The organism is Paenibacillus agaridevorans (assembly GCF_003112455.1).
In the GTDB taxonomy this organism is placed as follows: Bacteria; Bacillota; Bacilli; order Paenibacillales; family Paenibacillaceae; genus Pristimantibacillus; species Pristimantibacillus agaridevorans.
Window position 1 is genome coordinate 1 of the sequence record NZ_BDQX01000007.1, and the last position, 16620, is coordinate 16620.

7 protein-coding genes are annotated in these 16620 nt (G+C 49.6%); all 7 read right to left on the minus strand.

What is annotated here, in order from left to right; genetic code table 11:
* Positions 1-96: 96 nt before the first annotated feature.
* Positions 97-1194 carry a DUF4432 family protein gene (locus PAT3040_RS00195; protein ID WP_181376352.1) on the minus strand — a complete coding sequence of 366 codons (1098 nt, stop codon included), beginning with the start codon at positions 1192-1194 and terminating at the stop codon, positions 97-99.
* 138 nt (positions 1195-1332) lie between these two features.
* Complete coding sequence (locus tag PAT3040_RS00200) at positions 1333-6813, minus strand: S-layer homology domain-containing protein (protein WP_108991036.1); 5481 nt, start codon at positions 6811-6813, stop codon at positions 1333-1335.
* Positions 6814-6833: 20 nt separating this feature from the next.
* On the minus strand, positions 6834-9944 hold the full coding sequence (locus tag PAT3040_RS39440; protein WP_108991037.1) for a glycosyl hydrolase: 3111 nt from the start codon (positions 9942-9944) through the stop codon (positions 6834-6836).
* A 2-nt stretch (positions 9945-9946) separates the two neighbouring features.
* Positions 9947-11482 carry an ABC transporter substrate-binding protein gene (locus PAT3040_RS00210; protein WP_108991038.1) on the minus strand — a complete coding sequence of 512 codons (1536 nt, stop codon included), beginning with the start codon at positions 11480-11482 and terminating at the stop codon, positions 9947-9949.
* A 63-nt stretch (positions 11483-11545) separates the two neighbouring features.
* Complete coding sequence (locus PAT3040_RS00215) at positions 11546-12436, minus strand: carbohydrate ABC transporter permease (protein ID WP_108991039.1); 891 nt, start codon at positions 12434-12436, stop codon at positions 11546-11548.
* Between the two features lie 11 nt (positions 12437-12447).
* On the minus strand, positions 12448-13377 hold the full coding sequence (locus tag PAT3040_RS00220) for an ABC transporter permease (protein ID WP_108991040.1): 930 nt from the start codon (positions 13375-13377) through the stop codon (positions 12448-12450).
* A gap of 201 nt (positions 13378-13578) precedes the next feature.
* The gene (locus tag PAT3040_RS00225) at positions 13579-15813 is read right to left on the minus strand and encodes a helix-turn-helix domain-containing protein (protein WP_108991041.1); all 2235 of its coding nucleotides are present in this window, start codon (positions 15811-15813) and stop codon (positions 13579-13581) included.
* Between the last annotated feature and the right edge of the window lie 807 nt (positions 15814-16620).

Sequence of the window (16620 nt, forward strand, 5' to 3'; positions counted from 1 at the left end):
CGCCGAATGATTGCAGCAAGGCTTGGACTTGTTTGGGCTCGTACGGATGCCCAAGCAATTGGATTAGCTGTTCGGATGCTTCTTTCATGCTTCAGGTCATTTCATGTTCCTCCTCATGTTCTGTAATTGGGATGAGTCAAGATATCCTGCCTTCACGTGGAACGTGACGGCTTCGTGGGGAGGCAATGTTTTCATCTGTCCATTCATTTGGCAGTAGTGCAGCCCTTTGTGTTCCGCTGTTGCAGGCAGCGCCATGCCTAGGGCGTCTTCGCTGCCGGTGCGCGCAATCCAACGGATGCCGTAAGGTGTATCGTCCGGACGGAACGCCACATAATGCCCGTCGCCTTCCGGTGCAAGCTGCATGCAATGCGCCCAGCCTCGCTCGTCCTGGTCATAACGCATCGTAAACACAATTTCCGGTTCATAGATTTGGGTCTCGGCATCGATGCGATACATCCGTCGCGGATTTCGCGCCAGTTCTTCGATATACGCTAGTAAAGCAGCCGCCTTGTCCGGCGGTAACGTACCCGGAACATCCCGGTGCACCACGATGCTATTGCTTGTATCGTAAATTTCAGCGCCTTCAACGGGACGGAAGTTAACATGACACAAGTAAGCGTAAGACAACGGCTCGTTCCGCTTGTTTGTCACCGTCATGCGGATGTCGAACAACGTTTGATCTTCATAAAGACGAATTTGAGGATTGGCGATATAACCAATCTCAAACGCCCTGCGGTAGTAAGCCTCGCCTCCGACTTCGATATAGCGTCCGTTTTCATCCTCACCGACAGCCACATAGGCCGTATCATAAAACAAAGCCGGTAATTCCCCATGCTGGGGATGAGTGTCCACGGCAGAGGGATTGCCCATAGCGGTCATACCGCAGTGGAGCATGAAACACCCATAGGACGCGCCGAAATCCTCCGTTTCAGGCGGCTCGTCGAACATCGACTTCATGGTCAGTTCATGGCCGTCAAAGGTCGCTCGCCATATTTGCTGCCCCTTAAAGGGCAAAATGATCAGTTCTCCCCGGGTATTTTGTATGCGCAGAGCGTGAACGCCGCTTGGGTAAAGGAATCCTGATGCGGATAATTCACCGGATTCCATAAAGATGTGCTCTTTGGCGACAAAAAAGTGTTTTTGCAGTTTTAGAGAAGCTCCTTTTACGATGGTCACCTTGTTTTCCAGTCTCATACGTTCTCCTTTCTGGCACCAATTCCTCGGATTTATAGATGCCGCGTGCCGCATGCCAACCTGCCATATTACTATTTGATCCCAAAATCAGAGAGCATCGGCCCACGGCGGCCGTGCTCTCTGTTCGATTTGCGCTATTTAAAGCATCTGATACAAAAGATAGACGACCTTGGCAACCTCTGCACGAGTGGCTTGAGCGGTCGGGTTAAAGCGTTGATCGCCAGTCCCGTTCATCAGCCCTGCGCCCGCCAACTGTTCGACCGCATTAACGGCGTACCCGGCAATCAAATCCTGATCCTTATAGGCTGCAGAAGCTTGCCCCGAAGGTTTAATTCCCGCGTACGCAAGCGCCCGCGCCAGCATAACCGCAAGATCCTGACGAGAAATCTCTGCCGTAGGGTTGAACTTGCCGTTGGAGCCTTGGACAATGCCCGCGTCAGCCAGAGCCAGTACTGCTTCGCCATACCAGCTTGTTGCCGATACGTCCGCGAACGGATGCTGCCCGGACGATTTCAGATCGAGGATGCGCGCAAGCAGTACGGCCATTTGACCGCGCGTGATATTGCTTGCAGGACTGAAGCGCTCGTCGCCCATACCCAGGATAATCCCCTTGGCAGCCATGGACGAGATGTACTTCGCTGCCCAATAGTTCTGCCCAACGTCCCGAAACTCTACTTTATTGCTAACCACCATGTATGAACCGATGGTTTGCGCAGTAAAGCTGATTTGGCCGCTATTGTAACGTCCGCCGAGGTTAACCGTCGTGCCGTCTTCCAGCAGTTGGAACACCGTGACATAGATCTCTTCAAAATCCGCTTCGTTAATCGGCAGCGTTATACGCACGGACGAATCGATGGAAGAGATCGGTTTACCGTCTGCTTCGAGTTGAATATGAATGATTTGACCGTTTATCATTTGTTGGCGTTGCGCTTCGGTCAAGCTTGAACCGTCGGCCGCGGACACTATAAGGGTCACCTCTTGCGCCTGATCCCCGATTGCCGAGCGCAATGCAGATAGCGGAAGATGCAAACCAGCCATCGCAGTCTCAAATTGAACACCGTTTACTCCCTGAGCGGACGCAAGCGCCAGCAGGTCGGAAGGGAACGTTAATGTCGCCTGAGAAGCTCCGCTGCCGCCAATCTCCATCGTAAGATTGGATTGGCCGTCCGTATTCGTCACATGCTTGCCCAAGTAGTCAGCCGCATTCGTGATTGTCAGCTTGGCAGGATCCGGTGTCACTACGGGCGTCACGGGTCCGTTGCTGCCCGTAGTGCCCGGGTCCGGAGTGTCCGGCAGTTTAATGTTGCTGTACGGATACAGGGTAATCTCTTGCGTCATCCCGTAGACACTGAAGAACCCGTCCTCCATAATCGGATTATCGTTATCGATCACATCGAATACTTTAACCCCATCCACATAGAGGAATATCCTCACGCCTTGATCCACATTAATGGCGCCGGTTCGAATGCTATGGCGTTGATTTGGTTTGTACTGCACATTTTCTACGTTTCCAAACCTCGGCGTATAACCGGGTATTGTGCCGATGAGCATTTCTCTAACGCCATTCGTCCACTTCTGTAATTCCCAGGTATCGTGATTGACCAGGATTGCATAGCTTTTGGTGGAAGCGTCCAGAAACATCGTATACGGATCCTGATCCCGCAGCGTAAATCCAAGCCAGTCAGGCCCATCCATCGTCAAGTTCGATTCCATGTCGAATGTAAGCACAACATCGCCATACTTTGCCCCGGTGTACCCGCTGTTCTCCGAAACGGTAATGCCGGTTTCAGGCGGAGTCAGCGCTGTCACAGGTTTGCTCCAATACGATGTAGCCCGAATCGCATCATCCAACGAAACTTCCGGAGCTGTAATCGGCCCCGTCGCACTGTTCATACGCTTCACTGTTATTGTCCATAAGTAAGACTTGCTGCCATTTGAAATGGTGAAAGTAATCGGACCTTGAGAAAAATCTAGCGAATCGCCGTTGTAACCGGTGACGGAGTAGCCTTCCTTAAGCGTAAATACAGGCGTAAGCGCCGTCAGATCCACATCTTCCGATACAAAGACTTTTGCGGTTTGATCGAGCGGCTGAATCGATATGGTGCTCTCTTCGTTCAAGATCGATAAATTCAGCAGCGCAGAATCTTTTTTCAAATAAAGTGCCGGCGAGTCCGTATACATTTCCAATTGTATTTGGTGTATGGCCACTGTTCTTTGCGGAACGTCATCGGCAATATTCGCATAGTTCGACTGCAACCCCGCATTGGATATAATCGCTTCCGCTCCCGGAACGGACGCAAAGTCTCCCCCTGGAACGTACGTATTATCAACTACCGAGTTGTTGAAGCCATAATCTCTGCTCCGATTGACGCTGTAATAATTATTATGGATATGGTTATCGTGAATGTTAGAGGCCCATATGGAATTCCACCAATAGACGGGACCGCCGACCACATTATTTTTCACATCAATGTAGGCGGATCCTGAGTCCAGGTAAATGCCGACGTCATGGGTATTGGGATCGTCATGATAACCGTAGACATAGTTTCCGGAGATCACTGTGCCTGGCTGAGCGCCAAGATTATAGATTAATCCTCCGTCGTGCAGTATTTTGCCTACATCATAGATTAAATTATTCTCGATCCGATTATTCTTGGCGCTTGTCGGAGTCGTGTATCCTTCCTCTCCCCCTGGATCCTGACGACCCCATCCCCAGCCGATAGAAATCCCAGAGTAGGGGACGGCATGAATCTCGTTTTGAGCAACAACCGTGTTCTCCGTAAAGCCTACTAAGATTGCCACGGAATCCAAATAATCTACGCCTGTTCTCGTAATGTAGTTATTGCTGACAGTATTGTTTTTCACAATATCTCTTGCATCGTCAACATAGGCATGATGATCATCGTTGCTGCCGACGAAGATTCCGCCCGAGGAAATATCGTGAAATGCGTTGCCGACGACCTGGTTGTCCTGGCTTGCCTGCCATAAACGCAATCCGCCGGCACCCAGATTTCTAAAGGTGTTGTTCTCCACAATGATATGATGGCTATAACTGATTTCTACCGCAGAAGGCACGAAAACAACCGCATGCGTTTCGACATAAGTGCCGCCTTGCGCATCTGCATAACTATGGGTATTCGGTCCGCTCCAACCCGCATATTCGAACGTCAGACCGCTGAATGTTAAATTTTGTACGGGCGAATCCAGCGTTCCTTGCACAACCAGCAACTTCTCTGCAGCCGGCAAAACCGCAGACAGGCTCGAGATATTCTGTCCTGCTTTGGGCTTGTAATACAAAGTGGCAACGCCGCTTTGATCAACTGTCCCTTGGCGATCTAAATACCATTCCCCTGCTTGATTCAGAAGTTCATAGGCATTCTCAATCCAGGTTGGCCGATCGTTCGCTACTGGCGAGCGCGACCAATAAACCGGATCCAATACGAGATTGGTACCATCTGCGCTCACACGTTCGCCCCTGATAATGTTATGGTGCCACTCACGTAAAATATGCACCTCAAGGTTATCCACATTGTGCCAATTATGAAGATTATAACTTGCCGGCACTATGAACCCGGACCTGTCCGCCTTGTTAAAGAGGATATTATCCGTCAGTTTGTTCGGCCCGTTGCTTGTATTTCCGGTCGAAGAAGACGAGGTGACGGCTTGATTGAAGGAATAGGTTGCACCTGTTAATTGAGCCCCTGCTGCAGAAACGATGCCTGCTGGAGCCGGTAAAGTTGTTGATGTTGCCGCCGGCAACACTTCCGCCTCCACAAGCTGGAAACCGTAGTATATATTCCCTTCGTACAATTCTCCATTTCTCGTTTTCTGTGGAATGATCCGAATGTAGCGGCCTTCAACCGGTTGCTCAAAGATAAACTCCTGCGCAGCGCCATGACTATCCGGAATTTGACTTAATCTCAACGCATCCTGATAATCGACGCCGTTCAGCGAGGTTTGGATAATCATTTCTTCCGGATAGTGAAGATTTTTTAATTCCGGGGTATAAACGGGATATAGTCTTACTCCTCCTACTTCTTGCGGAGTGCCAAGGTCAATTGTAACTTTGGCGTCAGCTCTATTCGGTGTAACGTCTAAATGGGAAGTAAACTGTCCTTGCGAGCCATTTAGGATGCCATCGGTAATTTTATCTTTCGAAAATTTCAAATCCGGATATTCCCATGAGCCTGGTGCATCAACGGGAGCATTTCTGGCAAGATTGGCAGTGCGATATACGGCAAAGTCAGCCAATTGAAGCATGTAAATGGTTACACCTTCATACTCTTCTCCTTTGCCTAGTTTACTAGTTCTTAGACGAATATACTTAGCCTCAGTTGGCGCAAAGTTTACCGTTAGCGATGGTTCCGTCCACTGGGCGTCGGTAACTTGCGTTATTAATGTCCAGTTAGCGTTATCGTTGCTTTTTTCGATAACGAAATCTACCGGCACATTCAGCGCCACGCCACCTTCCATTCGCGCCCATAGTCGGATCGCAGAGATTGGCTCGGCCCGCTCGCTGCTCAACTCAATCGACGCGATTCTTTCTATGGCAGGATCGGGGTTGCTTACCGTCGTGATGTTGGTAGTCGGATCTCCGTCTGTCATGTAGCTTGCCGGCCAGATGTCCGGAATCAACTGCCCCTGAACAGTGGCGAGCTTGTTTAATGCCACATTCGTGCTGAAATCTGTCCGTTCAACCAAATTCAGGTCGGAGGTATATTCATTTCCCTTGCTGCCGACAATCACCTCGGACAGGATGAGACGATGCTTGCCCGGTTCCAGCCGGTTGGATTCTCCCAGCTTCGTTACGTTAATCTTCACATAACGAGCTGCCTGATTGTCGAAGTCATACACATGCTCGGTTTGCAGATCCGGCGTCGCTTCTCCGACAACCGACTTGGCAACCGTGAAGTTAACGCCGTCCTGCGACACTTCAATCGTGAAGTCGACAGGAAATCCCGCAGCTTTCTCAGCGACCGTCTTTAGGGAAGACGGATACAGCCTGACCCTGGACACGTCATTCCTGACTTCGCCCAGGTCGATCGTAACCCACTCGTTCGCATCCGCAGTCGCATGCACCTCGCTCAGGAATCCGTCCGATCCCGACCATTGCCAATCGGTAGGGCTTTCTTCGCTCTTCGCGCGCGTTGCCCGCTCGCCGTTGACATAGAACTGCCTTGCGCCTTCGGCTCCCGCAGGTACAGTCGCTTTATAGATACCGAGGCTCGGATCGAACAGCGTCCACCCCTCTACCTTCTTGCCTCCGGACAGGACAGGCTTGGCGCCTGGCGCTGCTGTGTATATGACACGATAATTGCCCTTGCCCGAATCTTCCGGTCCGAATTGCAATGTGTCGTCTATCGCATATGTCCCATTTTTCAGATAGACTACAATGTCCCCCGTCATCCCGCTGATCTGGTCTCTTACCACGTCTCTTGCCCATTTGATCGTCTTGAACGGGTTTGACTCGCTGCCCGTATTCTGGTCGTCCCCGTCCGGGGACACCCAGTACTCCAGATAGGGCTGATCCGTGCTGGCCGCCGCCATGCTCGGGAACGAACTCAGCATCATCATGATCGCAATCGCGATTATTTGTAAACGCTTACTCATTCCTTTCATCTTCGCACCTCCAGTTATATTTACAACCTCTCAGAATCTGGACACTTCACAATGACGGTCGCTCCGTCCATTAGACCGTAATCCTCCAGTTGATAATAGATAACCTGGTTCCACTCTCCCTCGAAAGCCTCCGGACCGCACCATACCGGATTAAAAAACGCGTGATGCAGCGGGCCGAACGTGTTTCGCAGCGAACTGACGACTTCGATCTCGATCGTATTGTCGCCCGTGATGCAGAACGGTGTAATATCGATTTCCCAGGGGCGCGAGATCAGCAACTGCTCTGACCCCTGGTTCACTTTTACCTTAAACAAGGTGCCTTTCGGATCGTTCAGCCGCAAGATCGCCCTGCGGTCTTTAAGCTCGGGCAGCAAGACCGTGTTTCGATAGACGATGTTGCCTGAGTAAAAGGGATACCCCTGACCGACCCAGCTTCCGTTCGTCAGCCCGCAGGGCTCATCGGACAACGCGTACGAGCGGCCGCCCGTGGGTACGACGCCGAAATCGCCGACTATATAGATGTCCTCAATTTCGATGCCATACCGATAATCGCACGCCAGCAGAATGTCGTTCGTCCCCTGTCTGATGTAAGCGGAGATGTCGATCAAGCCAAACTGCTTGTCCCAGTAATACTCATCCGTAACGGTGTCGACCGTGTGACCGTTAATCGCAAGACGCCAGTTATGCGCCTGCTCGATCACGATGTGCACCGCCTGTCCCTCCGATTTGCAGCGGAATTGAAAGCTCAGCTGCAAAGCGCGCGGCTCGCCTTGTTGAACGCCGTTGCGCTCGACGACCCATGGCTGTACGCCGTCATATTCGCCGAATCCGGATTCCTGCCGCATTTTACGCCTGATCTTCCATACCGGTACTTCTTCGCTCCATGCCTCGCGATCGACGGAATAACGGCAATAGTCCAGCGTTAATACGTTTTTGTGCGTTCGCTTGAACGTCCAATTCGGGCTTAAGTCAATGCTATATTCCGCGATCCAGTTCACCGGCTCCGCCGGAACAAAACTCGCGGACGCGTCGACGTAATAGACGATACTTCCGCAAGTCGCGAGAAACGTATCGATTTCCAGCCCGTACGGGCACGCAGCGGCGCAGACGTCCGTCATGTCCCCCGTGAACAAATCAAGCCGCTTCAGCTTGCCTGCCGTCGGCAGCAAAATGCGGATTTGAGCCGCCGTCTCCTTGCTCGTATTGGCCACAAAATAGTAATATTCATGCCGATCCCGTCTGCCATGCACATAAACGTCTTTCGTTTCGCTGCCGTCCAGCCCTTCCACTTTGACTTCCCGATGGAGGAGACCGGATAATATCCGTTTCAGTTCGCCGCTGCAACCGGCATCCACCGAATAAACATTCTGCAACCGTTCGAGGTTCTTCCACCTGCCAGCGTTCTCTCTGCCGTCGATATGCGTCGGTTTATCACCGACAAAAACAACTTTCCCGCCTTTATCTGCAAAACGTTCCAGCAGGTTGACCGTGTTCTCTGACCAGGTCAACGACGGGGGGACGACTACCACCTTATATTTCCCGGCACTGGCGACCGCCATCATCGCCGTTCCATCCACCTCTTCCTTAATAGCAGCATTATGTTCCATAATAATCTCGTCGCCGAAATCGAATGCCACTTGGCAGGACAGCAGATGCACCGTCAGCTCGATCAGTAGGCGATCGTAATGCCCGATGTGAAAACGATGCTTCTTCTCGAATGTCGCCCACAGCGACCCGATCGGATGCAGCACCAACGTATCTGCCATATATTCACCCTGAGCGCATACCCACGACGCCCGGGCAAAATAATCGTTCATGATCCGATAGCTGTCCCAGTAAGGCTGATGGTAGCTGATCGTCGGCGGATAATCCCTCTTGCGATCGCCTGTCATGGCGTACAGAACGAGATGCTGGCACAAAAAAGTGATGCCGAGGACAAAGTTGTAATCCGCCAGCCACTTCTGGTCTTCGAAGGTCATACTGTGCCCGCTGACGCCGAAAATTTCGCTCAGCACCCGTTTGCGGCCATACTGATGCGCCACGCTGGACACCTGTTTCATCGTGAGCGGCGTTGGCGTCTGGACGGAAGTTCGATCATCGGCATTGTCCGTCGGAATCGTAAGCTGGCGGCACAGGTGATCAATGCCGGGGATATGCATGTACGCATAATGGGGCATCGCCGCGCCTATGCTCGTGGCCTGCCTGTACATCGAGTCTTCCTCGAAATAATGGCCTGTGTACTGGAGTCCGTTCCGTTCGCAAAATTCGAAGACGGGCTGCGAAAACGCCGCGATAAATCGCTTCGTCAACGCTTTAAAGTACGCGTATTTAATCGCATGATGGTCGCCGCAAGGATAGAACAGACTCGGCAGCACATCGGCAAGCTCGTAACCTTCCAACTCGCAGAAATAATGGTCGAACCCGGTTGTCCACGGCATAGCGTTCGGTTCCGAGCCGATAAACTGCGGTTCGTCTGTAAAAATACCCGGCAGATGCGCACCGAACTCGGCGCCGAAGCGGCTTTCGTATCGTTCGTGCGTGATCGCCAGAAATTGCCGCACGGCTTCCGGATTAAGCAAGTCGGCATACGTCGCATGGTTGTACCAGGCGCTAGGCGCCTGGCTCATCATCTTGAAGGCGACCAAGCGCGCATCGCACACACCCCGCACATCCGCCGCTTCGGCTCCCGCAACGCGCTCGTAACGTTCCGGCTTCCCGTCTTGCATGAACATTTTGAATACGCCGACGACATCCCGATCCGCCAAGTATCGCCCGACCTCTTCAACTTTAATATCGATTTTCAACAAATATTTCGCCCTGAACGCCTCGTTCTCGGCCGTTACAAGACCGCCCGCCGCGCCGCTCGGCCATTTATCCTCGTCATACAGCCAAGTCTCCATGCCCAGCTTCTTGCCTTCTTCGAGCGTCGCCGCTACCCGATCCATCCATTCCTCGGAAAGGTATGGCGTTAGCAAGCCGACCCTGGAATGCATGAAGTATCCACCGAAGCCTTGCTTCTTCATCTCGCGAACTTGCCGTCTCAACTCCTCGTCGGCAAGCATGTCGTTCCACGCCCAGAATGGAGACGGCCTGAACGAATTTTGGGGTTCTCTGAACGCATCTGTATCCATGACTATTTGGATGCCTTCCAGTCGTCGATCTGTTTCTGCATTTCTTCGATTACCTTGTCGGAGCCGGCCTTCTTCAGCTTTTCTACGAATACCGGATAGTCCTTATCCACCTTTAATACGCCATACGTCAAGCCTTCCACATATTCCTTGATCACCGCGGACGTATTGGCCACCTCCGTCTTGACCGGGGTCGGATCAAACGTAAATCCGATCGCAGGCGACGTCTGGGCTTCTGCGTTGATTTGCTTGTGCTGGGCCCATACATCCTCAGGCTGTCCTTCAATGAGATAACTGTTGAAGATAGTAGCCATCTCCCAGTTGGGGATACCGATATATTGGGAATCTTTATTCTGCTCGATGAATTTACCCGTTTTCTTCGTGTAGTCTTTTCCTTCAATACCGAAGGTCAGCAGATTAAACAGCTGTTCGTCCGAATTCAGCAACTCCAGCACCATCATAGCCCGCTCCGGATTTTTGGATGTCCGGCTAATGGCGGTCAGCGTCGCTAGAATTCCGCTATTGTTCAACACTGGATTGGAAACCGCCGTATTCTGCATCGGTACGCCGTAAGTTTGCGACGCCAAAGCTTCGCCGCCAGGCTGCCAAGCGCCGGCAAACCATGCGCCCATCACTTCCCCGGGCTTTAGATTTTGATCCTTCTTGGACAACAGCTCGATCGATTTGAAATAGCCCTTCTCTACCCACTTGTTGACTAGCGCAAGATGCGCTTGGAATTCTTCCGACTCGAACTGATTAAATACTTTCAACGAATCGTCATTCATGTAGACAGCGCCGGGCACATCATCTCCGCTGATCAGTTCCATGCCGTAGTAACCCGAAAGCTCTTTCCACCTGATTTCGATCGGGTATTTGTCAGGCTCTCCGTTCTTGAACTTTTCCAAATACGGCTCCAGATCCTCCAGCTTAAAAGTATTTCTGTCGATTCCGTATACATCGAGGCCGTATTTATCCGCAGAAGCCTGTGGAACGTTTAAAGTGGTGCTTCTTGCCGAGAATTGCTGATTGGGCACCGCGTATACTTTGCCGTTTAATTTCACCGCATTCCAGAATCCGTCCGGTATTGAGCTTTGGAGCTTGGGCCCATTTTTGCCAAGCAATTCATCCAGCGGAAGCAAGTTTCCTTTCGACGCGGCAATCTGGAAGTTGTTGAACCAGTTCGAGTAGAAGGCCAGGTCGAACTCTTCCGACGCCGCCATCATCACCTTCATTTTCTCTTCGTACTCGCCCGTATTGATCATTTTGAAATCAACTGTCGTATTGATCTTTTCCTTCAGAATTTTATTGACTTCGTCGAACACGGCGGTTTCTTCTCCCTTGGCATCTCCGTTAAAGGAAGGAAAATACCAGGTCAGCTTCACTTCAGGAAGCGCCGACGATGTTGCCGAATCTTCGTTAGCCGCCGGCGAGCTATTTGAAGCTTGCTGCTCTTCGTTTTTTGTTGCGCATCCGACTAGCGTGAAACTGAAGACCAGGCAAAGTACGATGGCCATCCCTAACGTCTTTTTTACTTTTGACACGTTGAACCCTCCATATGTTTTATATTGTTATTTTAAACCGGAATGGTGTCCGGAAATAACCCGTCATCCTTTTACTGATCCTACCGTTAATCCCTTGACGAAATACTTCTGAAAGAAGGGGAACACAAACAGCATTGGAAGCGAAGTCAATATGCTCAGCGCCAGTCTGGAAGACAGCTTCGGGAGTGAATCCTGGCTGATTCCCGGTGGCAAATAGCTCGCATTGTTAATGTAGAAATCAAGATTAGCCATAATTTTATAAAACAAATATTGCAGACTAATCAGTTTGTCGTCCGTGATGAACAATAAGCCGAGCCAGTAATCGTTCCAATATTGGAAGATAATCAGCAGGCCGACCGTTGCCAGCACAGGCTTGGACAAGGGCAGTATCATTCTGAAAAATATCCCGAATTCGTTTGAGCCGTCGATCTTCGCCGATTCAATAATTTCCACGGGAACCGTCTGAAAAAAAGTCCGGAGCAGCAGAATATACCATGCCGCGACCAAATACGGAACGACCAGCACCCAAAATGTATTTTGCAGCTTCATGCTCGTGATCATCATATACCAGGGAACGAGGCCTCCCGTAAACATCATCGTGAAAAAGACATAGAATGATATTTTCTCTCTCCACTTGAAGTCCTTGCGTGCGAGCGGGTAAGCGATCATGGCGTTGACTAGCAAGCCGACGACGGTGCCTACGGCGGTAACGGAAAAAGATACCCAATAGGCATGCAGCAATTTTTGAGCATTGAGAAATATATACTCGTAAGCGACAAACGTAATCTCCCTCGGGAACAGCCGATAACCGTGATTAATAACATCCTTTTCCGGGGAAAGCGACGTGCTTATCACAATAATGATCGGTAGGATGCATAATATACTGAACAAAATAAGTATTCCATGCGAGAAAACAAGCAGTAGCCGATTATCCGATTTTTCCTTTGTATCCATGCTATTCTCCCCTAGAAAACCGCATTGTCTTCGTTCGTTCTTTTGATCAAGTAATTGGAAACGAGCACCAAAACAAATCCTACAACAGATTGATAGAATCCCGCCGCGATCGCCATCCCCGTATCTCCCATCACCCTAAGCGACCGGTATACGTAAGTGTCGATAACGTCCGTTGTGCTGTACAATATGCCGTTATCCTTCGGCAAATTGTAGAACATATCGAAGTTGCCGCTGAAAATTCTGCCAATGCTGATCAAGGTGAGCAGTGAAATAAGCGGCATCAGGAACGGCAGAGTGATTTTTAACATCATCGTCAGCTTGGAGGCGCCGTCGATCGAGGCCGCCTCATAATATTCCCGGTCGATTCCGAGAAGAGCGGCAAAATAGATCAGCGAAGTGTATCCAAGGGATTTCCAGATTGCCATAACAACGATAATGTAGGGCCAATATTCCGGCGCGAAATACCAGTTCGGCGGCTGAATGCCCAGACCGACCAATATTCTGTTCAGGAAACCGAGACTCGGCTCCAGAAACGCGAACAGCATGCTCGATACGATGACCCAGGACAAGAAATAAGGGATAAACATCAGCGTTTGATAAATTTTGGCGAAAAGTTTTCTAGTAATTTCATTCAACAGGATCGCAAACCCGACGGCAAGCGTTGTACTTAACACGATGATAACGGCGTTGTAGCCGACCGTATTTCGCGTAATTCGCCAGGCCGTGTCCGATTGAAAAAAAAACTCAAAGTTCTTCAGTCCGATCCATTCGCTGCCGAGCAGCCCTTTATCTACTCTGTAATCTTGAAAAGCGACGATCAGCCCTCCCATCGGAATGTAGTTAAAGAGCAGCAGCAAAATGAGAGCCGGCGTACAGAGCAGGAACAACTGCGCGGTACTGTTGATCTTAAAGAAACGAAGGCCTCCGGTGCGATTGTTCATGAATAAGTCCTTTCTCCACTGATCGTATTTTTGTTTCGTCCACACCCTGAGATTAGCAGGCTGCCGGCGCCGAAAACACTCCAAATCGCATACAAAGCTTAGAATTATAGATTATTCCGCCTTATGAATGCATACATTTATCCGTTTTGCCTCCGTCTGCCTCCGTTCGGCACGCCTACACATAAAAAAACTCCCGTGGCATCAGCCTACGGGAGGTAAAGACTTGCGGTATTGATTCGGCGTTAAGCCCGTCGCTTTCTTAAAGAGCGTGTAGAAATATCCGCTGCTTAGGAAGCCGACCCGCTCTGAGATTTCGTTGATCGGATATTCAGTGTTCGCCAGCAACTCCTTCGCTTGCTCCAGACGAACTTCGGTTATATATTCCGCTACGGATTTGCCGTTTATTTTTTTAAACAGCCGGCCCAGGTACATCGAGGACATCTTAAATTGATAGGCGATTGTATCGATGGATAAATTCATGTCCGAGTGCCGATGATGGATCATTTCCACTACGTCCTGGATTAACTCGTCATGCTTGGCGCTCGTTTTTTCCTTCAGCTTCGCGGTAATGCTGCCGAACAAGGCGAAGAAATGCTCGTTGATTTCCTCCAGTGTCTCCAACTTGTCCAATTCCGAGATAAAGGCGTTCAAATTGTACGGCATCGGCTTTCCAGAATTCCTCTGGATCGTATCAAGCACCATGTTCATATCGACGGCCAGACGCAGCAGGCCGGATCTGACAATATTGTAGGAATAACTGACGGTATGATTCACGATATGAATATAAATATTTTGCGCATCGGCTACTTTCCCGAGCAGCAACGCGTCGATCAGCATCTTTTCTTTATCCGATGGATACGTATACGGCTTGTCGGACAGCGCTTTAATATGGTCGGGGGTGATGATACAGCCGTGTCCATAGGTCAATCGGTAGTTGGAAGCGTCGACTGTCTCGTCATAGAGGTCTCCCGCCTCGCTTAACGTGTTCGCGATCGGACTTATGGCTACAGACAGCGAGACCTTGTACGCGGTCTGAACATAATTTTGAATGTTCTTAATGAGACTTTCCAAGGCTGCGTAGACTTCATGGGCGCTGCCGCTGTCGACATTGCTCAAGACGACAATGTGATCGGTGTCGACATCGACCGCTTCGCATTCGTACAGCGCCGATAAGATTTCGCTTGCGATGTTCATGATCGAGAATTTAATCAAGCTTCTACCGTTCGCACTGTTATTTTGCACGAATGATTTGAACCCATCTATTTTAAACAGCATCAGCACCAGCGGGGAACCGGGATTCAACTTTGTGTGAAACGTATGGAATTTCTTCAAAATGACTTCGTCCGCTAGCCGGGTATCATTTCGCAATATGTTTCTTAGAAAGATATACTTCTCCTCATTGCCTTTTTCCTTCTGCATAATCGACAAGCTGGACGCGATATTGTGGATCGGGCGGTACAGCTTGCGTGAGAGGACCAAGGACAACAGCAGGCCGCTAACCAAAATCAATATCCCGAATAGGAACGTCTTGGATTTCATTTCATTGATCTTATGCATAATCGAGCTGTAGGGCGTGACCCGGATAAATTTCCAAGCATGAGCATCGGAAGAAACGTACGAAACAAGCGACTTAATGTCGTTTACTACGTCGACAAAATAACCCGAGCCTCTATTGGAAGCCAATATCTTGTGAATGTAAGGCAAGCCGGAGAGGTCCGTGAGGATGCCGTTCTCCTGATCGCTGATCACCATTTTACCGTCGTTATCGATGATGAACGTATTGCTCTGGGGTTCGGTATTCAACAGATCGATCATATTTCGCAGCCAGTTCTCGGAAATGTTGAGAATGATAATATGATCGTCAAGCGGAATCTTCTCCGCATAGGAATCGTAAAACAGAAACGTGTACACGTTTTTGCTCGGAGTGCTAACGATGCCGGGATAGGCATTATCGATATTGCGGGGAATCGGCGTGATCCGCTTGTAATCTTTCATATTTTTTAAAATTTGCAGAATGCCCTGATCGAAGAAGGTTCCCTTTTGATCCGGCTCGATTTTTTCAATATTGACAAGACTCGTATACAAAGTATCCCGTTTCGAATTGTATACGTAGATCGAATCGACGAACGGCGAAGTAGCCCGGTACGAACGCAGTTGATCGAGCGCCAAATACTCCTCCCGCACGTCAGGCAGCGAGGCGTAGGAGAGCTTGGAGATAGTGTCGTTAAAATAAACCTGAAGAGACAAGCTTTTCGCGAGGTCGTTCATTAAAGTCGCGCTGTAGCTGATTTGCGAGAGGCCGTCTTTATTGGAATTATGGGCGATGTTCAGCCCGATCCGCTCGAATGTGAAATACAAAATGGATGAGACCACGAATATCGTGATCGTAATTGACAAAGTCAAGGAAAGTAATATTTTCGTATAAAATTTAGGCAAACTGGCTTCCCCCTTTGTTTTCTACTTCAATTTATAAAACAATGGGGGGAGCCAGTCAACACTCTTATTGACGATCTATCAATCTCTGATAAATGTATGAATTTCGCACTCGGGCAAAAGGAGGTTGACCGCTGTTGTCGTTTTGCCGACGCTTCTTTTCTGATTGGCTAGGGCAACTACTTTGCTCTTCGAACATTTCTCCTTTCACTTTCACGCAAAAAAGCCGACTGTGCTGAACAATAAAGAAAAAGGATCACGCCACCCGACGTCCAAATCCAAGTCCAAGACGACCGAAACCTCGATTTTGTCCTTGAGCAGCTTATTTTGAAGTCGTCGCCGTCCGCCATGAACGTCATAAATCGCGTAAAGTGTTGAAAACAATGGATTTCTACGTATCTATTCGTTGTATTCCTACCATGCACTACACATGCACGGTATGCGGAAACAGACTGGCATGGAATTAGTTCTGTTACAATCCAATATTTTTCTAAAAATCGATCACCTTAAATGTAAAAAATAAACATCCAGATTGGACCGAGCTAAAACTCATTTACGTACGCTTTGGGACAAGTTTGACTTTCGTTGCTTTTGTCAAAATCAGAGTTGTCTAAAAAAACGAGTGAAGATGAAGACTACACCACGGCGAAATAGTTCGTGGCTCTTCCACACTCGTTGTCAGGTTCGCAGCAGAAGCCACGGGGGGGCTTATAATCTACGTTTGATATTCTATTAACAACATATGAGAAAGCGAAATTGTTGTATGAAATGAAGGAACTTGATGGGATTCTGAACTTTACGGTGGAACTG

What these genes read in the sequence shown, in the direction of transcription:
- PAT3040_RS00195 (WP_181376352.1), bottom strand. Translation starts at nt 1,194, where the DNA reads ATGAGACTGGAAAACAAGGTGACCATCGTAAAAGGAGCTTCTCTAAAA.
- PAT3040_RS00200 (WP_108991036.1), bottom strand. Translation starts at nt 6,813, where the DNA reads ATGAAAGGAATGAGTAAGCGTTTACAAATAATCGCGATTGCGATCATG.
- PAT3040_RS39440 (WP_108991037.1), bottom strand. Translation starts at nt 9,944, where the DNA reads ATGGATACAGATGCGTTCAGAGAACCCCAAAATTCGTTCAGGCCGTCT.
- PAT3040_RS00215 (WP_108991039.1), bottom strand. Translation starts at nt 12,436, where the DNA reads ATGGATACAAAGGAAAAATCGGATAATCGGCTACTGCTTGTTTTCTCG.
- PAT3040_RS00220 (WP_108991040.1), bottom strand. Translation starts at nt 13,377, where the DNA reads ATGAACAATCGCACCGGAGGCCTTCGTTTCTTTAAGATCAACAGTACC.